The sequence below is a fragment of the Paraglaciecola sp. L3A3 genome (assembly GCF_009796765.1).
Taxonomy (GTDB): domain Bacteria; phylum Pseudomonadota; class Gammaproteobacteria; order Enterobacterales; family Alteromonadaceae; genus Paraglaciecola.
Genome location: NZ_CP047023.1, coordinates 4682371 through 4707116, shown reverse-complemented (window position 1 = coordinate 4707116; position 24746 = coordinate 4682371). Strand labels below are relative to the sequence as shown.

The following is a 24746-nucleotide window of genomic DNA, read 5'->3' as shown; positions in this document are numbered from 1 at the left end:
CAAATTAATATCTATCAATAGGCCGATACTCTTTTCATTGCTATGTTTTACAAATTGAATGCTTGAAAAGCATAAAAAGCATATAAAAAGGGGCGTTGTATTACCTCAGAACAGAAGTCGCTGCCATGAATATGGGAATTTTTTAGCTATATTGAAGGGAGTTTCAATCCACAACAATTGGCTGGTTTTTGTCGAAAATTGTCCAATAAGGCAATATCAAGTTATTCCTATAATCCCTATGATTAACATTAATGAGAAAGTGACAATTACACAGAAAACAAATTAACTATTAAGGATACGTAATGCGAGATAATGAATTATTTGCAGCAATAAACACTTATTTTGATGCTCTTTATTTTTGTGATGTCACACTTCTGGATAAAGTTTTTCATAAATCATCAAGTTTGTTTGATGTGGACCAAGGCCAAGTATTTGTCGACCCTATAGCAAGTTTTAGACAAGATGTAGCGACACGGCCATCCCCAGCTAGTGTAAATCAAGTTCGTCAGCAAGAAATTATACTTGTGGATTGGTTATCAACAGATTGCGCCACAGTAAAAGTACGTTTAAGGGCTCATCAAAATATCTTTGTTGACCACTTATGTTTTGTTAAAGATAGCGATGGCTGGTGTATTGTTTCTAAAGTGTGGCATTTAGAAAGCACAATATAACTGCATTATCAGTAGTCTTAATAATAATTTTAATTAGACTACTGATAATTTATAACAACTTAATTTTGATCTGGTTTTTGCCATACTCTGACATATTCAATTTCGAAATCGACTACGCCGTCATCTTTTTCACCTTCAGGGCTGTTTAACTCCAAATCTTCTTTACTGTCTGGGATCCCATGCCAAGGAAAGGTTTCTTGATCTAACCAAATACTGATTGGTTTTGTCGCTACATATCCATCGTAATCTTGAGGTACTTTACGATTTTCTTTTGCCCATGCAGTCACCTCTTCTGAGCTCACAGCGGAAAGCAACTTACCATCCACATAGTACTTAATGCCTGTTTCATCCCATTCAAAACCGTATACATGAAAATCATCTGCGACACGAAAGCCCAAATCTCTATGTTCTGTATAAACAGGTTTTCCGGTTTCCTCTACTTTAGGGTTCCAATCACGTATTGACCACCATAATTCTTTATCTAGTTCCTGCTTAGCAGGATCTCGGTGGTCACCAAACTGTTCAAAGAAATCAATTTCCAATTGTTTACCCATAGCCCAAAAGGCGCTGGTGATCTCTGCATCTGCCGCTTTGCTTTTTATTTCTATATAACCGTATTTAAACAATTTGCGAGAAATAAAACATGCGGTGGTAATATTTTCATGGGGTAATGCATCACCAAATACAGGTACACGTATTTCATCAGTAAAAGGAAAATCAGGTTCCCAACGTGTTTCTAAAATCAATTTGCCGTCCTCCAGCCTATAGTTTCGGCCTGAAAACTGTGATGGAGCACGACCTTTCCATACTTTTTTATTAGGTAAATCAGGATGTTTGTAAACAGGTTTACCATTTTCGAACTTACCAACTATATACCACCGGTCTTCATCTATAGTGTCTGCTTCAAATTCATCACTGACTTCTGAATTTAAAACCCAGCCTGCCACATTATTAGGATCCGAAAAAGGCATAACACCTAATGCTTTGCTCTGGCTGTAAGTCATATCATTGCTACAACTAGTCAAAATAAAAACTAAACTCAATCCAGTAATTATTTTTATAGTTTTGTTACTCAAATTCATAAATTCACCATACATATAATGTTTGCATTAATAATATATCATAAGTAAGTGTATGTTTAACATTTAATCACTGACTAACCAAAGATTGGCATTAAGTACGACTTTGGTATTACCAATAAAAATACTCCGACACATAAGTTGCTAATTAAATAACACAAAATCAATATAAAACAGATAGATAGCGTTAATATTTCTAAAACATAAACTTTACATTACAAAACTTTACAATAACATTTCATTGACATCATCTTTATAAATTGGTTATATCTATATCAATGCCAAGCCCTACAATAAAAACATAATTGGTATTACCAATAAGACAAACCAAAATGAGGTAAGAATCACATGAACACCCAACTAAATAAAATTACTAGTGCTATGAAAAGCCCTAGGGTAAACAATAGAAATAAAGCAGCACTCTTAAGTTCAGCTATGCTTGCAATGTTAGCGGCTCCTACATTATCAGCCCAAGAAGCTCCAGCCGATGAAAGCGTAGAAGTCATAGAAGTATCTGGTATACGTGCGTCTCTTACTACAGCGCTTTTAGAAAAACGTGAAACCGTCAACTTAGTTGAAATCATTCAAGCTGAAGATATTGGTAAGTTACCTGATCAAAACTTGGCCGAAGTATTAGAAAACATAACAGGCATCCAAATTACTAGGACAGCTGGTGTTGGTACCGGTGTGCAAATTCGTGGTTCAAACTCAAACAATGTTTTAATCAACGGTGTTGAAACTGTTGGTGCTGGCACTGGCCGAGGCGGAATTAGCTTTGAAGATATATCAGCGTCAATTATTGCTGGAGTCGAAGTAGCTAAAGCGTCTGACGCAAAAACAATCGAAGGTTCAGTGGGTGGTACTGTTAATTTACGTACTATTCGCCCTTTAGAGCTTTCTGAACAGTTAATTAATGTTCGTGTACAAGGCGAAGACAGCAGCTTAACGACTGATGGTATTCAGCCACGTGTTTCTGCAGTTTATGGAAATAACTGGGATACTGATAGCGGTAAGTTCGGTTTTGTGATGAGTGGCAGTTTAACCAAGCAAGAATCTTCTTCTTTCCGTCCACGTGTTGACCGTGATGGTGGTTTAGTTGAAAACTGTGATGCCTCAGTAGTACGCGATGGTGGTGCTCCTCAAGATTTAGCTAAGCGCCCTGCTTGTCAAGAGTTTGATTTCTTAGGTATTGGATTCTTAAACCAAGAATACGAAAACTTCGAATATGAGACAACAAACATTTCAACCACATTTGAATACGCACCTAATGACAACACTAAGTTTTTCTTAGATGTTGTTTTGACTGACCAAGAACGTCGTCAAGATAGTACTCGTGTACAAGGATCAGGTGTAACCTCAGTACTTGACTATACTGTACCGACAGAATTTGAAACTGTAAACTATGGTTCTTTAGACGGTGTTGAACTTGGTAGTATCCAAGTAGCCCTGCGCGGAACAATCGAGCCTATGCTTGGTGTTGATGACGATGATCCTAACTTACGTTTTAGTAGTGATAACGGTGCTCGCTTAACTGATACACAACTTTTCCGTTTAGGTGGAGAGTGGCAAGGTGATAAATTGTTTGCAAGCTTTGAAATATCATCAGCTAGTTCTGATACCACTAATCCAAACCTAAGCACAACATTAAACTTCATCAACCCGAACACGAACACCCCTTTAGATGGTTTAGATGGTGACGGTAATATTACTGCAAGCACAAGTAATGATAACTCCGTTCCTTTTATCTACGACCTAACAGGTGGCGATTTAACATTTGGTATCAACTTTGCTTCACCCTACGCTCCTACTGTTGATCAATTGCTTGATCCTGCAAACGTTGTATTAGACCAAGTTCAAATAGGTCGCAATGAAACCAACAACTCATTAGACGCCATACGCGCAGACTTCACTTATTACTTAGAAGATTCTCCTGTTACTTCGGTTGATTTCGGTATGCGCCTTAGCAAACGTGAAAGTACCTTTAATGATATAAGTGATAATATTGGTGGTTTCAGCAAGATGGTTGATAGCCCAAGTGGTTCATTGTTCTCTGATCTGATAGTACAAGGACCTAGTAACTTTGGTGATGCTGATGGTCGTGAGTTGGCAATGCGTAACTTTATTATCATCGATCCAGATCGTGCATTTAATGACCCTGACGGTGTTTTAAGTATATTGGAAAGCGCCCAGTTAACTCATCGTGCTAACATGGAAGCACAAGGGATAACATTCGATTACCCTGTAGATTTATCAAATTTAACGCCTTCATCTTCAGCTTTCTTTAGTATTTCCGAAGAAACTCAAGCGTTATACGCACAAGCTAACTTTGAATTTGATTATGTAGTTGGTAATGTTGGTGTAAGACACATTAAAACAACGGTTGATTCAACAGGTAACACAATTACAGAAAGTGGTTCATCGTTAACGACTATTTCTGGCGATTATAACTTCACCTTACCTAAACTTAACCTAGTAGTTACACCTCATGATGATGTTGTGTTGCGTTTAGGTTGGGGGCAAGATATTCGTCGTCCAGATTTCTCAGATTTAAATACATCGGTATCTTATGATCCGAATATCAACCAATCAGTATCTATTGGTAACCCTGGATTAGAACCACAAGAAATCACCACTTTCGATTTATCAGCTGAATGGTATTTTGCTGAAGCGGCCGTAGTCAGTATTGGGTACTTTGATAAAGAGATTAGTAACTTATTTGTATCTACATTAGATTCGGCAGCAAGAGATGCAAATGGTTTCTTTACTACCAATGACCCTTCATGTGCTAGCGGCGGTATCTTTAACCCAATTGCAGCAGGAGATGATTTCTTAGCTCCTTTAGGTGTTACCGGTGCATGTGTTGATAAAGCGACTCAAGTTAACGATTCAGCTAAAACCACGCAAACTGGTATCGAGATGGCTGTTCAGTATGATCTATCTAGCTTTGAATCTGATTTAGGTTGGGCATCAGGTTTTGGTGTTATAGCTAACTACACGATCCAAGAATATAAGGGCGGCTCAGTCGTTAACTCTTCTGCTGGTCGTGGTACTGATATCTTCAATGCAATTAATGGCATTTATGATGACGCAGATTTTGTATCAGTAACTGCAGTACAAGGGCTTCTAGACTTCTCTGAAAATGCTTATAACATTACAGGCTATTATGAGAAGTTTGGCTTATCAGCACGTCTTCGTTACACATGGCGTGAAGCGTTCCGTACCGATGATACCGCTGGTGGTGCATCACGTAACTCTACATTAGGTTTCCCTGTCTATACCCATGACCGTGGTCAGCTAAATGCAAGTGTTAGCTATGATGTTAACGAGCAACTTAATCTTGGTATTGAAGCTGTTAACCTAAATAAAGCTGGTGTGACTCAATCTTGTGTAAATGAAGGTGCAATCCTTTGCTTCCAAGGCCTAGCAGACCGTCGTATTACGTTTGGCGCAAGCTACCGCTGGTAAATAGTTAGCGCAATTGTGCTAACTATGGATATTTAAAATAGTACTAAACTAACCCCAGCTATCGGCTGGGGTTAGCATTTGATTGAAGTGAAAAAATTGGAGAAATTGCGATGAGCAAAATTAAAATCACTGCCTTGTTATTATTGGCAGCGACAATAAACATACCCCTGACAGTACAGTCGCAAGAACATCCAAACTTAATCATGACCAAACCTGGTGTAGAAAAGGTTAGGAAAAATTTAGGTCAAGTCCCCTTATTCGACGCTTCTGTCGAAAGCGTAAAAAAACAAGTGGATGCTGAAATTTCGCTAGGCATTGATACCCCTATCCCAAAAGACTTTTCAGGTGGATATACCCATCAGAGACACAAACAAAATTTCATCATTGCACAAAAATCTGGGGCCTTATATCAAATATTAGAAGATGAAAAGTATGCCAAATATATTAAAGATATGTTGTTTCAGTATGAAGGCATGTACAAAGACTTACCGGCCCATCCTCAAAAACGTTCTTATGCCCGCGGTAAACTATTCTGGCAGTGTCTGAATGATAGCAATTGGTTGGTTTACATGAGCCAAGCCTATGATGCCATATATGAAACTCTTAGCGAGCAAGAACGTGACAAATTAGAAAACAACTTATTTCGTCCTTTTGCTGACTACATTTCAATTGAAAACCCACAGTTTTATAACCGAGTGCATAACCATAGCACTTGGGGCAACGCAGCTGTCGGCATGATAGCGCTTGTAATGGATGACAAAGAGTTATTGGATAGAGCCTTATACGGTATTGAAGACGATGGTTTAGAAATAGGTGGTTTAGACAATGATGGCGGCTTTATAAAGGTTGAAGGTCAAAAAGCTGGTTTTTTGGCTAATTTAGAAGACCCATTTTCACCTGATGGTTATTACACTGAAGGACCCTATTATCAACGCTATGCTATGTATCCATTTTTGATATTTGGACTAGCAATGAAAAATGTAAAACCTGAGATGAAAGTCTTTGAACACAAAGACAATGTGTTACTTAAAGGTGTCAATGCATTATTAAATTTGTCAGATGCTGACGGCGAATTCTTTCCATTAAATGATGGTCAAAAAGGTATGTCTTACTACACAGCGTCATTAGTCACCGCTGTTGATATCGCCTATCAATATGGCAATAAAAATCCACAATTATTGAGCATTGCTGAAAAACAAAATCAAGTGTTGCTTAACGAAGCTGGTTTAGCCGTAGCTATGGGGGTGCGAGATGGTAAAGCCCAAGCTTTTGCCAAAAAATCTATCAATTTATCCGATGGACCGGATGGTAAACAAGGTGGTGTGGCAGTACTTAGACACGGTAATGAAGATTTAACCTTAGTCTTTAAATATGCAGCGCAAGGCTTAAGTCATGGTCATTACGACAAACTGTCTTTTTCTTTATATGAAAAAGGCGATGAAGTTTTACAAGATTATGGACTGGCTCGTTTTGTCAATATTGGTCAAAAAGGTGGCGGTAACTATCTAGAAGAGAACAAAACTTGGGCGAAAACTACTATTGCACACAACACTCTTTCACAGAATGAAAGTATGCATTTTGCTGGAAAATATGCGATTGGGAGTCAACACCATTCAGATTTATATGTTTATGATCACTCAAACAAAGACGTTCAAGTTGTCAGCGCGACAGAGTCCAATGCCTATCCAGGTACCAAAATGCACAGAACTATGGCAGTGATTAAAAACAAAAGTTTTGATAAGCCATTTTTATTGGACATAATGAAAATAAACGCTGAGCAAAAAAATCAATATGACATGCCCTTCTATTATTTAGGACAAGTGCTGAGTAAAAACTTTTCTTATGATTCGCCTAACGTTTTAAAGCCACTTGGTCAAAACAATGGTTATCAACATTTGTATTTAGAAGGTATAGGTAAGCCGTCTACCAGCAGTACACAATTTGCTTGGTTGGGGAACGGTAAGTACTACACATTAACTTCGGCTACCGAAGGTTCTGACGAGTTATTACTAACTCGAATGGGCGCCAATGATCCAGAGTTTAATATCCGCAGAGAAGCGGCTTTGATGATCCGGAGGAAAGATAGCGACAATACAGTTTTTGCGTCTGTGATTGAACCCCATGGCAGTTATAGTCCTGTTTCAGAATTGTCGGTAAACTCTAATAGTAATATTGCAGAGCTGAAGGTTGTGCACGACGACGTTAAGTATACCGCGGTGACCATTAAAGATGTAAAAGGGCAGACAAGTCTATTCCTTTTATCTAATCTAGATGCATCGCCGTCAACACAACATAAGTTGGAAGTAGTTGGTAAGAAGTACAGCTGGACTGGTGCTTTTCATTATATAGAGTAGTCTCTCCTGCATACTCGTTTTTGTTAAATCTGATTGTCGGTCCTCGGCAATCAGTTATTTGAGAACTAGCTAAACTTATTGCCTAGAACACTACCAACTTCTTATGTATAGATGCTTATAGCGGTAAAAAAAGATGGTTTGAGTCATTTTTTAGAGGAGGTATGGCAAAGGTTCAGAAAAGGTACAGAAAAAGTACAGAAAGAGGTCTTTGAGTATTCAAAGTGAACTTGGAATACTCAATGTAAATGTCACACTTTGGTTGCTACGGACATGGTAGTAACGGGTAACACATCTAATACCAATCCGTAGCTTATTAAAGGCTAAGGTGAAATTTAGCCAAGACTAAGACTAGAGCCGATCAACTATTCCCCGGATAACATTCTAGGATAGACATAGCCGAGTCTGTTTCGTATATGAACTTTTCAACGCCGGCCGGGCAGAAAAATCGATCCCAACGATTAAGCTGAGTGACTTCATCTCCGATTCGAAGCGTCCCCGAACCATGAGTTACAATTCCATAGAAAAAAGCATCTTCATTACGTTTAAAGTGACCATTAACTGATGCGCGCTTAACCGTAAAGCAAGAAGTGTTTTTAGCTCCTATAAGCTCTTCAAGGCAATTATTATGCTCATCTGTCATCAATACACTAGGTTGACAACGAAACTCCTTATCCACTTCATTAGGGGGAACCGGTTCATAATTAAAAACGTCCAAAGCGGTTTCAATACCCTTGCCCATAAACCTTGCTTGTTCTGGGATCTCATATCCACAGCGCTCAAATTCAAACCTTACAGCTAAGTCTGAAGGCTCCATGATTTCAAGCATTAATATACCTTCGCCTAAAGCATGTGGCCGTCCCCCCGGCAGTAAGAACACATCTCCAGGTTTGACAGGAATAGGGTCAAAACAACTTTCTATGGACTTAATATCTTGCGTTTCAATCCATTCTTTTAACTGCGCACGACTAGGTGAGCGTTGAAAGCCGGCATAAATGTAGGGTTCACTGATATCTTCACGAGTTTCAAGGATCACGTAAGCTTCGGTTTTACCACGAGGCAAACTTAACCTCTGTTGGGCAAATTCACGGGTAGGATGGGCCTGAAAATGCAAACGAGTTGAGCTGTCTAAATATTTAACCAAAGGAATATCATCCATTGACCGCAAAGTGTCGCCGCTTTTCCCCAAAAAGTATTCTTGCTGATCCTGTAATAAATCGCGAAAAGCTACAGACTGTCCATCATCGGCTGTTACCAGAGCTAAACCTTCTGAAATATGCTCGCGACCAACATTACGGGCTTCAACAGTAGAACCTATCCAATCTTCGGGAAAGCTTGAATCTATAGGGTTTACTTTGCCTTCTATCGTATCAAGTAGCTTGCCGCCTTGATAAGTACGCCAAACACGGTTGGACGAGAATTTAATAATTTTATTCATAAAGGCTTCTTTTTTGTAAAATAATGATGAAAATATACAAAAGCATGATATTGACTACAATGCCTGTAAGGTAGAGAGAATACCGCTATAGCTCATATAACTCATGACCAAGGCAAAAATGAATATCATGGATAATATGGCGTTAGTCACAGTTGAAAATTTATGTTCACCCATTAACTCTTTTTTATTGCCGATATAAAAAATGCAACCAACTGTAGCAGGTAATACTAAGGCACCAAAAGCCTGTGAACTGACCATAACTGCAATAGGTTTAGCATTAAATACTGGCACAATTAAACCTAAACAAGAGATAACCAGCGCCATAATTCTATAACTAGGTCGTTTAAGATTAGTTTTTCGCTGATGGAAGTCGTCTAATAACCAAGGCAATAACGCTACATTTGGAAACTGCGACGATACCCCCGCTGCGATCAAACCTATAGTAAAAATAGCCACAGCTGAAGCACCTGCAAGTGGTTCCAATAAATTTATCATTTGCGTTACGTTAACTAGCGTAATGCCTTGAATAAACAAAGATCCGGCGGCGGCAGCCATAATTGAAGTACTGACAATAAACATCAAAAATGCGGCAAAAAGAGCATCTCTATTTTGCACTTTTAAATCAGCCATGGTCCAACCCGCCTCTTTAACAAGTATGGTACGTAGTATAAATAAGCCAGAGAACACAGTGGTTCCGACCATTGAAGCTATAACCAAGAATGAACTTTTATTGGGGCCTGTATCTGGCACATTCGGCACCATACCCTTTAATATTTCTATCGCAGGGGGCATCAAAATAAAGAAGTTGATCAAAAAACATACCGCCATAACGGCGACAAAAATAGCTAATACTTTTTCAAAAACTTCAGTTTTACCGATCAGAAAAATAATATATACGAAGGCTATAAAAAATATAGCGAAGTACAAAGGTGAGATACCGCCATCCACAAAGTTCTTCGACCACTCATAGCAAACGTCAGCTAATATCCCCATGACACCAATGACACTTCCACATATCTGTGTTGTTAGCGCTACAATAAAAAAGATACTAACGGCTGGGTGAATATGCTTTCTAAAAGACTGCAGTGCGGTCAGCCCTGTGACTAAGGTGAATTTACCGAATAGCGAAATTAAAAAGTAGGTTATGGCACATGAAATAAAAATAGTCCAAAGTAAGGACATGCCGTAATCAGCCCCCGCTTTTGCCATAGCTGTCACACTACCTGTCCCGACAGTAAAGCCAAACAAAAATATGCCAGGCAAGAGGGATTTAAAAAACGTTTTGATGTTACTCATATTAGTGGGCACCAGAGGTAGTGATATTGAGAAATAGCAATGAAAAACACACCTTTTTAAGAATGTATACCAATTTCAATACCAATTTATAATTTTGGTTAACCAAATGTAACAATTTGGTTAAGTCGGGTCAAGGGCTGACTGTTTTAAAATCATAAATTCGAGTAAAAGGTAAAGAATAAGAAGTAAGCACATAGCAAAAAGCCAACGTATTTAATACATTGGCTTTTGTAAATTTATTCTGTTTGTAGTTGAGTAAGTTAACTCAAATTAGAAAGAGTAGTTATATTGGGCTGCAAAAATAGCGGCGTTACCTTCACTAGCAAATCCCCATTCACCACCAAGGTTATCTGTTTCGGTAAAACTTCGGTTTTCACCACGTAAAATACTTAACCCTAAATCAATAGTTGAAGCATCACTTAAGGTATATTCAGCCCCAGCACTTAACCATAAACGGTTAGTATCGGGAATAGAGATTGATTGATGATTTGGATCGCTAGGCGATTTGTCATAAGCGATACCTGCACGTAATTTTGTCTCATTATTTAACTGATAATCGGCACCAATTGCATAGCGGAAGCTATCACTAAAGTTTTCGTCTTTTGCAAATACCGGCTCTTCACTGACTGGAACATACGCTTCTAACCTGTCAAAACTACTCCACTCAGTCCACATGACACTATAGTGTAGTCCCCATTTATCATCTAATTGATGGCTACCAGAAAATTCAGCAATGCTTGGTAGTTCAATAGCCAATTTACCGTCTAACGAAGTACCACCTAAACCACCTATCGCAGCAGGAAGTTGATTACTATATTCACCTTCAAAATCTAATTCTACAGAACTACGGTATGCGAAACCTAAACGAGATGTTGCAGAAATATCCCAAGCAAAACCTACATTCCAACCAAAGGCAGCATCATCACCATCCATTTTTGCGGCTTCAGTGCTATTGGTAACGCCTAAAGTTGAGCCATAATTGCCTTGTAAGAAAGCCGGTAGTCCAGGACCAGCATGACGTACTAACTCTGCTTCTGCGTATACATAGTTCAAACCCGCAGCTAATGAAAACTGCTCACTTACTTTATAAGAAACGCTAGTGTTTAAGTTAACAGTTAAGATTTCTGTTGAGCCAGCTAATTGTCCAGCTGCATAATCTTCGGGAAAATCAGTAGCTAAACCAAAATTGGAAAACAAACCTAAGCCAACAGCCCACTTGTCATTAATAGGCATTACTAAATAGCTTGCAGGAACAAAAGCGCCTGGCGCAATACTATCGTTATTTAAGGCTTCAGCACTTGAATAAGCAGGTGCACTTTCACCATCGAGGCTAACGTCTGGCTTAACATAAGTGCCGACAACAGATAACTGATTCTCTGTAAATTGAGACATCAAGGCTGGATTACGAGCTACGACAGAAGCATTTTCTGCTATAGCAGCATCACCCGCGAATGCACGACCTAAACCAGAAGCGCTATGCTCTGCAAGCTGAAAGGCGGCACCAAAGGTATTTAATGATAAAAGGGCTAAGCTTGAGCCTAATAGTATTTTGTTTAATTTCATAATTATCTCCTAATTCTGCAATGCATAACTGATTGAAATCTAATCGGCTGAGCAGACCAGTTAAAACAGAATAGGGATAATATAGACAAGATCGACAAATTGTTAGTATTTATTTAATTTATTTAACATAAATACTCATAAATTCGTAACAGTTTGTTTACACCTTGTGTTTGCTTGCGAAAATCGACTTATTAAAATTGTCTTGTTTATAGGTAAATATAACTCAGCAATATTTTTTAACTCCATTGTTTTTAATAAAAGAGCGGCAAGTTATATCGCAGCGAAAGTGTATTTTTCTGCCAAGATAAAATGTCTAATATCTTCACCCATTTGAACAAATTTATGCGGGATCTAAAAACTGGGGTATATTAGGTCTTTATAGAGTCTAATCGCCGGATTTTAAAGGACTGGGGTAATAATGAGTCAAGCTCAAAAAGGCATTTGTGCAGAGCCTAATTTACATGCACTGTATTTAACTTTCACTGTAGTCGACGATGAAGTGCAGGCGATGCGCGCCAAGTTGGCCCATGTATTAGATTTATTCAATCATTTTGATGAAGAATACTATGAAGCCATGGTTTCTGGGGTGATTGCTATAGGTACTGAATATTGGTATGAGTTATACCCTAGACTCATTCCGCAAGAAATGGCGCCTTTCCCTAGTATGCAGTGCGAAGATCGTGGCGCACCAATCACACCGGGTGATTTGTTTATTCAAATAAAAGCCGACCGAACTGATATTTGCCATGCAATCGGCACAGAGGTGATCCAATTACTTAAACCTCATGTTGATTTATATGAAGAAATTTCTGGTTTTCGTTATTTAGACGGCAGAGATTTAACTGGTTTTGTGGATGGTACTGAAAACCCTAAAGGCATGCGTAAGTTTGCCGTGGCGATTGTGGGGGATCAAGATCAAGAGTTTGCTGGTGGAAGTTATATTCATGTTCAGCGTTATCGCCATCTGATGACTAAATGGCAATTGTTAGCAGTGCATAATCAAGAAGAAATTTTTGGTCGTAGCAAAGCGGATAATATTGAATTTGATAGCGATAAAAAAGCACAGTTTGCACATACTAAACGTACCAACTTAAAAGATGCTGATGGTAAAAGTGTCGAAATACTTAGACAAAGTATGCCTTATGGCAATATGACAGTGCAGGGTTTATATTTTATTTCTTGCGCCAGCAGCCCTAAACCATTTACCGATATGTTACGCAGTATGATATTTGGTGATGAGCAAGGAGAGTACGATAAGTTATTAGATTATACGGTAGCTGAAACAGGCTGTGCTTATTTCGCTCCTTCAATTAACTTTATTAAGCAACAAGCGAAAGAGTAACTTTATATACACAGAGGTAGGTTAAGGCCTCATTAAAATAGAACCATCCCAATCTGAGGGTAATGCAGTATCTTGTAAGGTTTTACATTGCTGAATATGGTGGATGGCCACTTTGTCATTGGGTAAAAACGTTAATACTTGCTGAAAACAATCCTCAGCTTGTTGCCAGTTTCGCTGCTTTCGAAAGTCTATTCCTTGTTCTATCAAGTCAGTGCTGGCAAGTTTTGCTTTTTTTAAGTCTTCTGCTTGGTGATCTAAAATTTCATAAACTTCGATAGGTGTATTACGGCCTTTTACTCGCACCCAATCAAGTAAACGGTAACTGAAATGTTGTTTGGCATTTGCTTGAGTGAGTATTTGCTCACTTACTACTATGTCTGCATCATAAATAGGCGCTAAAGCTTCTAATCTAAATGCCACGTTAACGCTATCACCAATAACTGTGGTGTCCATTCGGTCGTTAGATCCCACTGTTCCAATAATTACAGGGCCAAAATGAATACCTATGCCAACATTAATTGGTGGGTAATTGCTGTTAGCTCTATGCTGGTTGTATAGGTTAATGGCATAACGTAAATCTAAGGCTGCACGAATTGCATCTTGTGCTTTGTCTACGTTGCTACCAGTGGGCCGGTCAAATAAAGCCATTACCGCATCACCAATAAACTTATCGATAAATCCATTATTTTGATGGATAGGATCATTCATTCGTAAAAAATACGAATTTAGAAAGTTCATTAATTCTTGCGGGCTCATGTGTTCTGAAAGCCCTGTAAAGCCTCTTATATCACTGAATAAAATGGCTAATTCATCTTCGTCTGCACGGCCTAACTCTAGGCTTTCTGAGCCATGTTTAGCCAAATGATCGACAAATTGTTTAGGCACAAATTTACGAAATGTTTGATTTAACAGCATGGCCTGTTCTGCCGCACTCTCAAATTTTTGCTGGTCAGATTTTACTCTTGCTTGTTTAATGGGACTAACAGTAGGAGTCTCAGCAGTTTTACCTTTGGGCTTTTTTTTTGATAACAAAAATAGCAATATAAGTGTATATATCGCTATGATAAATAACAAAAATAAAGGAACTGGCTGTAAAATCTGCTGTAACATTGTTAGTTCATTAATCCTACTGCTTTAGCAAAATAACGCTATTTGTAACTTAGTGTTATTTAGACGCTTGTGCCACAGTTGCCAATACTTTATCGGCAATCTCTAACGTTTGTTGGATTACTTCATCCGTATGTGCCGCTGACATAAAACCTGCTTCATATGAGGCTGGAGCCAGATATACACCATGTTCTAACATACCATGATAAAACAAGTTGAACTGTTCGGTATTACAATTAATTGCTTGCTGATAGTTAGTGACTTTTTCTACCTCGGTAAAAAATAAACCAAACATGCTACCGGCATAATTAACAGACATGGGAATGCCATGTTTGAGGGCAAGTGTTTTAAAACCTTCTGCTAGAGTTTCTGTATTTTTTGTCAGTTTTTGGTACAAGCCATCTTGTTGAATTTGCTCTAATGAGGCTAGACCTGCGGCCATAGCAACTGGGTTACCTGATAAGGTGCCTGCTTGATATACTGGCCCTAATGGCGCTAACATCTCCATTATCTCGATTCTGCCACCAAAAGCACCTACAGGCATACCGCCGCCTATTACTTTTCCTAAACAAGTTAAATCAGGTTTGATAGCATATTTTTGTTGCGCTCCACCAAGAGCGACACGAAAACCAGTCATGACTTCATCAAAAATAAGCACCGCGCCATACTGATCACATAAGTCCCGTAAACCTTGCAAAAAACCATCTACAGGAGGAATACAGTTCATGTTACCAGCCACGGGTTCTACTATAATGCAGGCGATATCTTCGGGATACTCAGCAAATGCTTGGGCGACAGAGTTTAGATTATTGTATTCCATTGTTAAGGTGTGTTTGGCAAAATCTGCTGGAATTCCTGGAGAGCTAGGTACACCAAAAGTCAGTGCACCTGAACCGGCTTTAACCAGTAAGGCATCGGCATGACCATGATAACAACCTTCGAACTTAAGAATTTTATCGCGGTTTGTGAAGCCCCTAGCTAATCGAATGGCACTCATGGTCGCTTCGGTCCCCGAGTTAACCATGCGTAACATTTCCATAGAAGGAACTAGCTCACTGACTTTTTCTGCCATTAGCACTTCTAATTCGGTTGGTGCACCAAAACTTAAGCCATTTTCTGCAGCATCAATAACCGCTTGACGAATTTTCGGATGATTATGGCCTAACACCATAGGTCCCCATGATTGCACGTAGTCAATATAACGTTTGTTGTCGGCATCAAAAATGTAAGGACCATCAGCTTTGGTAATAAATGGAGGGGTTCCCCCCACAGCTTTAAAAGCTCGAACTGGTGAATTTACGCCACCTGGAATATGTTGTTTGGCGCGAGTAAAAAGTGTTTCAGATGTTTGCATAGTGATTTCTTTTAAGTAATTTAGGGTGAACTAGCTGTTTACGTGCCAGTGTACTTTTTGATCAAATTGACTAACGATAGTGTCAACACCCAGAGTGAGGGCAAATAATGCCATACGAACTAATACACCGTTATCGGTTTGTCGAAAAATAGCCAAATTAGGATTGAGGTTTAGATCGTTATCTAGCTCGTTAGCTTCAGCTCTAGAGTCTCGAGGTAATGGATGCATGATTACGGTTTTTGATTGAAAATGTTTAGTATAAATTTGTTGGTTTAAACGAAATTTTCCACGATATTGATTAGCTTCTGCTTGTGACGGAAATCGTTCTTCTTGGATACGTGTTTGATAACAAATATCAGCGTCTAAACTGCCTTCTAGTTGCTCGGTAATTGTGTATTGATGACCAGCATTTTCAATAGTGTCTATGATTGAGGTGGGCATGGCCAATTCATTAGGAGAAATTAAAGTAAATCGTATGTTTTTAAACAAACATAAAAGTTTAGATAATGAATGTACAGTTCGGCCATGTTTTAAATCACCTATCATGGCGATGTGCATGCCATCAATATTGTTATTGTGGGCGAGTAGCTCTTTTTGAATGGTATATAAGTCTAACAAAGCTTGTGTGGGGTGTTCGTTAGCTCCATCACCACCATTGATGACAGGAATACGACTGCCTTCAGCAAATTCTGCAACTGAGCCTGCATCAGGGTGTCGCATAGCAATTATGTCAGAGTAACCGCTTAATACTCTAGCTGTGTCGTATAAAGACTCACCTTTTGCTAAAGCTGAGTTACTTAATCCTGTGGTTTCTCTTACTTCTCCGCCCAATAAATTAAAGGCAGTACCAAAACTGACTCGTGTACGGGTACTGGGTTCAAAAAATAAGTTTCCTAAAATTGCGCCGTCCAGCACATTGGTACGTTTCTGACGTTTGGCATAAGGCAACATTTGGTGGGCAACATTAAATACATGCTCTATTGCTTCACGATCAAACTGGTTGACGGAAAGGATATGGCTACCTTTAAAGTTCATATTGGGTCTATCTTTTACAAGGTCTTAATAAGCTGTATTTTATCAAGTTTTAGACAACTGTGCTGAACCTTATGCTGGCAAAGCACAATTTATTTTTAACGTTTATCTCGATGATTTCTCTCAGACTTAGATCTTACGGGTCTGGATTTATTTGTTTTCTGACCTGAGGTTCTATTTTGTATCTTTGAATGCGTCGGTGTAGATCTCGAACTCACTTGTTTAGGCGAATTTTCAGTCGACCGTGTTCTGCTTTGTTTTTGCCATTTGCCTGAATTCAGCTGTCTAGTTTCTCTAGGTTTTATGATCTTATGGGCAGTGTCGCGGTTTAATCTCAGTTGCTTAGTTTTGTGCGCTTTATTAATATTCGACGTTTGATTATAAGTTGTTAGTTTTCTTTTTATTTGCGTGTGGCTCGAAGGTCTATTAATAGGATAATTGTGTAAATTGAGCACCCTTTGTTTGTCAATTTGTTGCGTCTTTTTGCTAAATGGCGAATTATTCGTAGAAATATAGCGATTGGGATTTTCGCTATTTCTGATAATACGTTTACCATTTTGAGTGTAATGCACACCACGTCTATGAGTTTGATCATGTGTCCAACGTGGGAACTCTGTGACTCTGATCTTTTGTTTACGAGTATGTGAGTGAGACCAATGTTGATTATCTCTGTGTGTTCGATATGAGTAGTTAGTCACTACATGACGATTTGACCACTTAAAACCACTGTAATAAAAACTAGGGCGAATAAAAAATCTTGAACTCCAGTAAACACCGGCATTCCAAATATAATGACTTGGACTGTGCCAATAGTGAGGAGGATGATCATTCCACCACCAATTTCCATACACACTACGGGTGTCGTAATAGGGGATATAAACCACTTCTTTTTCAACAGTTTGTATAATTATTTCATTCTGATTTTTTTCTACTTCCATGTATTGATTATCACTTAAGTTTCCTTGCGCATAGGCTTTTTGTCTTAAGCTTTGTAAACTTGCCAGTACAGTTTCTTCATCAAACAAAAATGCGTCGCCTAAAGATTGTAACCAGTCTAGATCGTCAGTTAATGTTTGTAATAAGTCATTAAAAGGGCTGAGTGCTTTAATACTGGGATCCCAGTCTTTTTCTTCAGCAGCATCCAGTGTTTGTTGTTCATTTAATGTTTTATGATTTTTGCGCCAGCGGGCAGCTTGCACTAATTCTAGTGGGTAGGTAGAAGCCACTAAGATATGCGACAGCAAAGTGTCGGGATAAAGAGCAATAGGCGCTAAGACTTGCTCAAGTTTTGCTTCGGTTAGTTTGTTCTGTGAAATATCGGCTGCAGATGAATTTGTATTTTCAGCTTGAGCTAAATTAACAACGCCGCCAATCAAAATACATAAAACAAATAAGTATATAAACAGGTACTTGGTTTGATTTCGCATAACCCTTTCCTTCAATGATAACTGTTGGCAACACTGCCATATTTCAGTTATACACAAGGAAATCTTAACCAAGACTGAATGGCGTCTATTTTTTTAGTAGGTGTTCAGCAAATTGATGGCCTAATTTGTCAGTTTTGGTACGAATATAATGGCGATTGTCATCTGTTATGCCATGGTCAATGGGGGTACGTTCGACTACGTTAATTCCCATCTCTGTAAGCGCTTTTTGTTTTTTAGGATTATTTGTCATTAAGTTCACGTTTTTGACGTTTAATTTTTCTAATATTAACTGGCAAATACCGTAATCACGAATATCAGCATCAAAACCTAGATGTACGTTGGCTTCTACTGTGTCCATGCCTTCATCTTGTAATTTATAGGCTTGAATCTTATTTAACAAACCAATGCCTCGGCCTTCTTGGCGTAAGTAGAGCAAGACTCCTTTACCTTGTTGAGCAATAGTTTGTAAGGCTTTTTCTAACTGGGCACCACAATCACATCTAGTACTAAATAAAGCATCGCCAGTTAAACATTCAGAATGAATACGAATAGGGATTGTCTCTGACGATTGCCATTCACCATAGGTCAAAGCGACATGTTCTTGCCCTGACTCAAGTTCTACAAACCCATGAATAAGAAACTTACCTAGTTTAGTGGGTAATTTTGCAGAACTAACATACTGGTATTTTGTCGATTGATTTGTCATGGAAAATAAATTGCACTCAAGTAAAGGGTATTGTTGGTGAAAACGTTAGCCGTATTGAAAACTATTGCAGGCTATATGGGGGTATTATCCGTTAAATGATAGGGGCTATTCAATAATAATCCTGAACTTGCGGTCTTTTATTTGATTAAAGCGCAGTAAATTTGGCTAATGAGCAGGGTTTTGCGACACCATACCCTTGAGCATAATCTATACCCATTTTGCCTAATTGCACCATAACATCGACTGATTCTACAAATTCAGCTGTAGTTTCCATGTCCATGGCTTTTGCTACATCTTTAATCGAATTAACCATAGCCATGTCTATTGGTTCTATCAAAATATTTTTGACAAAACTACCGTCTATTTTTAGTTGGTTAACGGGTAAACGTTTTAAGTAGCCATATGAAGAAAAGCCGCTGCCAAAATCATCTAAAGCAAATTTGCAGCCTAATTTATTGAAGGTATTGATAAATTCTAGCGCTTCATCCATTTTTAAAATAGCCATACTTTCGGTGATTTCAAAACAGACTTTGTTATGGGGGATCTGGTACTTTTCGAAGGCATTCAATACATATAACTTAAGTTCTTTATCTACCAGTGAGTGACCATTTAAATTAATGTTCACTTTAGCTAATGCCGTCATATGTTGTGGATTGTTGCTTAACCAGTTGAAGTAGTTTTCTATTACCCAACGGTCAATTTTAGCGGTTAAGTTGAAACGTTCAGCAGAAGGCAGAAAAACCCCTGGAGCAACAAGTTGTCCATCTGGCTCTTTTAAGCGTAATAATATTTCGTAGTGATGGCCAGAGTTAGCTTTATTTAATGCTAAGTAGTGTTGGTAAAAAAGCTCAAACTGATTGTGTTCTATTGCTTGATTAATTTTATTCAGCCAAAACAATTCTGATTCATATTTTCGCAAACCTTTATCTTCTTGGGAGTAAGTATGAATCTGATTTCTACCACGCTCTTTTGCCATGTAACAAGCCGAATCAGCCATACTTAATAATTGTTCAGGAGTCGTAATATCAGGTTGCCAAGAGACTTGCCCGATACTAATGCCTAAAGTGAAAATGCTGTTTTCCCAAATAAAGCGAAACTCAGCCACAACATTCAGTATTCTGTTGGCTAATAGATAAGCCATTTGTGCATTAGCGTCTTCTAATAATACTGCAAACTCATCGCCACCTAACCTGGCTAGTATGCCTTTTCCAGTTACCACTTGGTCTATTTTATGGGATAACTGACTAATCAAAAGGTCACCTGCTTTATGCCCACAGGTGTCGTTTATCAGTTTAAATTGGTCTAGATCCATATATAACAAGGCTAAATCGTGATGAGCTTGGGGCGCTTTTTTTAGAGCCGCAGAAAGTAGTTTCTCAAATTCTCGGCGGTTATATACGCCAGTTAAAGGGTCATGAGAAGCCATGTGCTCTAAACTAATGACAGATTGTTTGCGTTCTGTAATATCAAAGATACTACCAAACACGTAACGCTGATCTTGTTCTTCTTTAATTTGCCCTGAAATCGAAAACCAAAATTCACTGCCGTCTTTTTTAAGGCCTTTAATTTCTTTGCCCATCACTTTACCGTTTTGGTGAATTTCTCCGAGTAATAAGTCTCTGTCTTGTGGATCAGCGTAGAACTGACTGGCGTTATTGATTTCTTCTAACATTTGTTTGTCGTTGTCGTAACCAAATAAACTACTCATCGCTGGATTAATAGAGACAAGTTGGCCATCTAACGTTGAGGTGTATAAACCTTCTGCTGAATTTTGAAAAAGGTTGTAGAAGTGCTGTAAATTGCTAGTGGTTAGTTGTTGTTTCACAGAATGCCCATTGTTAAGCATTTTTTCGTGAGCTTCTATAGCGATAGCCATAAGAATTATGCCAAACATGATTAAGCTGGCGAATAATAATGATTGATTTTGTGCTAATGCAATATGGCTGAAGAATAATGCAATTTGACTGAAGCCACTGAACACGATAAATATCAGGCCAAGTAAGCTAACAATATTGACAAATTTGTTATCTGCTTTGTGATAAAAAATGGCTAATATCGCAATCAGTAATATTGCACTTATGCATAATCCTAAAGTGAAGCTTATTTGCTCTGAATGGGGAACCACAACGGCAACAGCAAACATGGAACTACCAATACAATAAAACACATAACGCCATATAGGAGGCACACCTTGGAGCAAAGAAAAGGCAACCTTTGACGAAGTCAAAATAAGAATACCTATCAGCACCAGAGATGTTTGGGTGATATAGGCTGTGATACCGGTAATTTGACTTAATATGCCACTAGTATTTAAAAATAATAAAACAAAACTGGCACTAGACAAGGCAAACCAAAACCTAATTGGGCTGCGTACTATTATGTAGGAAATTAAAAAGTAACAAGCTAATAATGCTAAGCCACCACTGATACAGCCTATTGCTGCTAATAAAATTTGTTCTTCTTGTAATATGTATGATTGTTTACTGGCATGTATGGAAAAAACCAATGGGCCTTGGTCTTTTATTTTTAGAAATATAGTTATACTTTGCTGGTGAGTATCTATGGGAGTAATAAACAGCCTATGATTAAAAGGGCGTTGCGATAAGTTTCGTTTAGCTCCCATTAAACTTGAGCTAAGAATACGATTTTTGTCGTCAAGAAAATATATATCGACTAAATCTAAAGCGGGATTACCAATGCTTAAAAAATAGGGTTGGTTTATCTCATCTGCAAAGTTTAAGGTGATCCTACCCCAAAGATTTTGGTGCTCTAGAAGTGGCTCTACAATAGTATTTTCTTGCCATCCTGTTAAGTTTTGCACCCCTGATAACTGAATATAATCTTCTGCTACTATCCATTGTATATGCTTGGCTAAGTTAATTTTTGTATCGTCAGTTTTGATATCTATGCTGTTAGGTGCAGCATTGGCTGCAAATTGCCACAAACTAAGAAGTAGGCAAAACCTTAAACAAAATAAAAATATAAAATTCATAGATACCCTTTTAATTAATACCACTAGCCATTCTATAAAATAACTTAATCTAGAATACACAGATTAGCTGCTGCAAGATATTTCTAATTTTTTACCCCAGTTAGGCGGAGGCAATGAAAATTTGTCATATTCCTTTTTGTCTGCATAAGGATCCTCTAGTGCCTTAATAAATTCATTGAGCAATGAAAAATTGCCATCTTCAGCTTGATCAATAACTTGCTGGGCCAAATAATTACGTAAAATAACTTTTGGATTACTCCGCTTCATAGCGGCTTGCCTATCTTGCTGAGTGATGGTTTGCTTTAACAAAGTCGTTGAGTATAATTTTGCCCAGTTATCAAATTTATCTCTGTCTATAAATTGGTCGCGAAAAGTTTGGTTTTCTCCCTTTGCATCAAATTCACATAATTGTCGGAAACTAATGGTGAAGTCTTTTTTTTCTGTGGCTAATATATCCAGCCAACCATTTACTATTTCAACATTATTTGAATTAGGCGATTTGTCGACAACCAGACCACACTTTTTCAACATTAATTGTGAGTATTCGTTCATTAAAGCTGATTCGTATTGACCTAATACTTGTTTAATTTGCTCAACATCTAAGTGTTGAGTAAAAGCTTGGGCGAGGGAGTTTAAGTTCCATAAACCAATACTAGGCTGACTGTCGAAAGAGTATCGTCCCTGAGGGTCTGAATGATTACAAATAAAGTTTGGTTCAAAGTCGTCTAAAAATGCGTAAGGGCCATAATCAAAAGTAATACCATGAATTGACATATTATCTGTATTCATTACGCCATGATTAAAACCAAATGCTTGCCATTTGGCTATCAACTTAGCCGTGTCTTGGGTGATCTTTTCTAATAATGCCCGATAAGGATTGTCTGCAGCTAGACAATCGATAAAATGATACTTGAAACAATAGTCGAATAACTGCTGTAGTTTTTCTGTTTGCCCACTATGAAAAAAATATTCAAAGTGACCAAATCGAATATGACTTTGACAGGTTCGTAATAACATAGCCCCTGGTTCTTGTTTTTCTCGATAAACGGGCTCTTCACTTGAGATCAAAGCTAAAGCTCGAGAGCTTGGAATACCAAGATGATGTAGGGCTTCGCTCGCAAGATATTCTCTAATGGTTGAACGTAACACAGCCCTACCATCAGCTCCTCTTGAATAGGGTGTAGGCCCTGCTCCTTTTAGGTGAATATCCCAACGTTGTTTTTGCGGATCAATAACTTCGGCTAATAATAATCCTCGGCCATCACCTAATTGAGGATTCCAATGACCAAATTGATGACCTCCGTATTTTTGCGCAACCGAGTGGCGATTCAATTTCCCTTGCTCAGAAAATAATTCGACAAATAATGAATGTTCTTCTTGCCAATTTTTCGGTAAATTGAGCTCATCAAATAATTTATAGTTGATTATCTGCAAATTTGAATGATTCAGCTTAATAGACTTGACAGGAGTGGTCAGTCCAGTTAATTCTGTAGCGAAGGAGTATTCTAATAGCATATTAAACCTTAATTTTAATTTACACCCAGTTGGTGATTACAAAGGACACATTATGAAAAAAATCAAAATTTCTGCCATTGCATTAATTCTAACAGCTACAGGTTTGGCGTCTACTTCAGCATTGGCTGCTGATGCCGAAGCGGGTAAAGCTAAATCCACCACATGTGTGGCATGTCATGGTATGAAAGGGGTCTCTATGATACCTATGTACCCTAACTTAGCTGGCCAAAAAGAACAGTATTTGGCTCTGCAATTAAAAGCGTTTCGTGATGGCGAACGTAAAAATATGATCATGGCCCCTATGGCTGCAAGTTTGAGTGATGACGATATTGCAAACCTAGCGGCTTATTATTCTAAATTAGACCCTTCTGGAAAATAAGTACTCTCTACTTTAACGCAGTAACCTTCTGTTACTGCGTCTTAGCAAAATTTTATTAACTGAGTAATCTATGGTTGAGCATTATCAAGCGATCACTCGTTTCATTATGGAACTTGAAAAGCTAAAAAATATTGAAAGACGAATTAAACCTTTAGGTTTAAATCGATACGAAAACAGTGCTGAACATAGCTGGCAAGTGGCTCTTATGGCTGTAGCGTTGATCCCATACGCAGAACAAAAAGTGGATGTGTTGAAAGTGGTGACTATGCTGCTTTTACACGACATTGTGGAAATAGATACAGGCGATAAGTTTGCCTATGATGCTGCACATGATGATTATGAGAACGAATTATTATCGGCCAAAAGGTTATTTGCTATTTTGCCGGCGGAGCAAGGTGAAAATTTTTTGAATTTGTGGATAGAGTTTGAGCAAGCTAAGTCAGCTGAGGCCATCTATGCTAAAGGTATCGATAGAATGATGCCGGTATTGCAAAATCTAAATAACGGTTGTCAAAGTTGGTTAGATCACGATGTATCTATTGCACAAATCTTGAAGAAAAACAGTGTTATCAGTCAATCACATCCCAAGTTATGGGACTGGATTAGCCAACAAGTGATTGAAACAGGAAAACGTTTAGGAATTCGACAAAGTTAAATAAGAATAAAGCTCGGCTTGAGCTTTATTCTTCGTTTTCGTCCATTTCTACTTCTAATCCCATTTCTTGCATTAGTTTTCTAGCTTCACGGGGGATGCGTTGTGTATTGTCTTTTTCGAGATCGTCATCGTCAGGTAAAGGTTGCCCGGTAAATGCATGCAAAAAAGCTTCGCATAATAATTCTGAATTAGTTGCATGACGTAAGTTATTCACTTGACGTCTAGTTCTTTCGTCGGTTAGTACTTTAAGTACTTTGAGTGGAATTGAAACCGTGACTTTTTTAACTAATTCACTTTTTTTACCATGCTCTGCGTATGGGTGAATATACTCGCCGTTCCATTTTGTTAAATTTGCCATTTTAAAGTTCTTTATA

Annotated in this window: 18 protein-coding genes; 6 read left to right on the top strand and 12 right to left on the bottom strand. The window is 38.3% G+C overall.

Going from position 1 to position 24746, the window contains the following annotated elements; all coding sequences use genetic code 11:
• The first annotated feature begins 302 nt into the window (after positions 1–302).
• The gene (locus GQR87_RS19420) at positions 303–671 is read left to right on the top strand and encodes a nuclear transport factor 2 family protein (RefSeq protein WP_158972276.1); all 369 of its coding nucleotides are present in this window, start codon (positions 303–305) and stop codon (positions 669–671) included.
• 59 nt (positions 672–730) lie between these two features.
• Here GQR87_RS19420 and GQR87_RS19415 read toward each other — a convergent pair whose 3' ends face one another.
• Positions 731–1753, bottom strand: a complete 1023-nt coding sequence (locus tag GQR87_RS19415) for a family 16 glycosylhydrolase (RefSeq protein ID WP_158972274.1) — start codon at positions 1751–1753, stop codon at positions 731–733.
• Positions 1754–2131: 378 nt separating this feature from the next.
• Between GQR87_RS19415 and GQR87_RS19410 the strand changes: the two genes are divergently transcribed.
• Entirely contained in the window at positions 2132–5215 is a 3084-nt protein-coding gene (locus tag GQR87_RS19410; RefSeq protein ID WP_233267507.1) for a TonB-dependent receptor, read from the top strand.
• Positions 5216–5325: 110 nt separating this feature from the next.
• Positions 5326–7569, top strand: coding sequence for an alginate lyase family protein (locus GQR87_RS19405; RefSeq protein ID WP_158972270.1), 2244 nt, complete (start codon positions 5326–5328; stop codon positions 7567–7569).
• Between the two features lie 358 nt (positions 7570–7927).
• Here the strand turns inward: GQR87_RS19405 and GQR87_RS19400 are convergent, their stop codons facing one another.
• From GQR87_RS19400 to GQR87_RS19390, 3 genes are all read right to left on the bottom strand, one after another.
• Entirely contained in the window at positions 7928–9004 is a 1077-nt protein-coding gene (locus tag GQR87_RS19400) for a class I mannose-6-phosphate isomerase (protein ID WP_158972268.1), read from the bottom strand.
• Positions 9005–9058: 54 nt separating this feature from the next.
• Positions 9059–10300, bottom strand: coding sequence for an Nramp family divalent metal transporter (locus GQR87_RS19395; protein WP_158972266.1), 1242 nt, complete (start codon positions 10298–10300; stop codon positions 9059–9061).
• Between the two features lie 270 nt (positions 10301–10570).
• Positions 10571–11863, bottom strand: coding sequence for an outer membrane protein transport protein (locus GQR87_RS19390; RefSeq protein WP_158972264.1), 1293 nt, complete (start codon positions 11861–11863; stop codon positions 10571–10573).
• Positions 11864–12281: 418 nt separating this feature from the next.
• Here GQR87_RS19390 and GQR87_RS19385 point away from each other — a divergent pair, with 418 nt between their 5' ends.
• On the top strand, positions 12282–13205 hold the full coding sequence (locus tag GQR87_RS19385; RefSeq protein WP_158972262.1) for a Dyp-type peroxidase: 924 nt from the start codon (positions 12282–12284) through the stop codon (positions 13203–13205).
• A gap of 21 nt (positions 13206–13226) precedes the next feature.
• Here GQR87_RS19385 and GQR87_RS19380 read toward each other — a convergent pair whose 3' ends face one another.
• The 7 genes from GQR87_RS19380 to GQR87_RS19350 form a co-directional block, all read right to left on the bottom strand.
• Positions 13227–14315: an adenylate/guanylate cyclase domain-containing protein gene (locus GQR87_RS19380; RefSeq protein ID WP_158972260.1), complete on the bottom strand. Its 1089-nt coding sequence runs from the start codon at positions 14313–14315 to the stop codon at positions 13227–13229.
• A gap of 55 nt (positions 14316–14370) precedes the next feature.
• Positions 14371–15666, bottom strand: a complete 1296-nt coding sequence (hemL, locus tag GQR87_RS19375; protein WP_158972258.1) for a glutamate-1-semialdehyde 2,1-aminomutase — start codon at positions 15664–15666, stop codon at positions 14371–14373.
• Positions 15667–15696: 30 nt separating this feature from the next.
• Positions 15697–16701, bottom strand: coding sequence for an aspartate carbamoyltransferase (locus GQR87_RS19370; protein ID WP_158972256.1), 1005 nt, complete (start codon positions 16699–16701; stop codon positions 15697–15699).
• A gap of 95 nt (positions 16702–16796) precedes the next feature.
• Positions 16797–18125 (bottom strand): DUF3300 domain-containing protein, encoded by a 1329-nt coding sequence (locus GQR87_RS19365; RefSeq protein ID WP_158972254.1) that lies wholly within the window; start codon positions 18123–18125, stop codon positions 16797–16799.
• 85 nt (positions 18126–18210) lie between these two features.
• Positions 18211–18831, bottom strand: a complete 621-nt coding sequence (ribA, locus tag GQR87_RS19360) for a GTP cyclohydrolase II (protein WP_158972252.1) — start codon at positions 18829–18831, stop codon at positions 18211–18213.
• 145 nt (positions 18832–18976) lie between these two features.
• Positions 18977–21823 (bottom strand): EAL domain-containing protein, encoded by a 2847-nt coding sequence (locus tag GQR87_RS19355; protein WP_158972250.1) that lies wholly within the window; start codon positions 21821–21823, stop codon positions 18977–18979.
• A gap of 63 nt (positions 21824–21886) precedes the next feature.
• Positions 21887–23338, bottom strand: coding sequence for a YdiU family protein (locus GQR87_RS19350; RefSeq protein WP_158972248.1), 1452 nt, complete (start codon positions 23336–23338; stop codon positions 21887–21889).
• Positions 23339–23390: 52 nt separating this feature from the next.
• Here GQR87_RS19350 and GQR87_RS19345 point away from each other — a divergent pair, with 52 nt between their 5' ends.
• Together GQR87_RS19345 and GQR87_RS19340 are read left to right on the top strand one after the other, a co-directional pair.
• On the top strand, positions 23391–23717 hold the full coding sequence (locus tag GQR87_RS19345) for a cytochrome c (RefSeq protein ID WP_158972246.1): 327 nt from the start codon (positions 23391–23393) through the stop codon (positions 23715–23717).
• Positions 23718–23787: 70 nt separating this feature from the next.
• Complete coding sequence (locus GQR87_RS19340; RefSeq protein ID WP_158972244.1) at positions 23788–24372, top strand: HD family hydrolase; 585 nt, start codon at positions 23788–23790, stop codon at positions 24370–24372.
• A 25-nt stretch (positions 24373–24397) separates the two neighbouring features.
• Here GQR87_RS19340 and metJ read toward each other — a convergent pair whose 3' ends face one another.
• On the bottom strand, positions 24398–24730 hold the full coding sequence (gene metJ / locus GQR87_RS19335; protein ID WP_158972242.1) for a met regulon transcriptional regulator MetJ: 333 nt from the start codon (positions 24728–24730) through the stop codon (positions 24398–24400).
• Between the last annotated feature and the right edge of the window lie 16 nt (positions 24731–24746).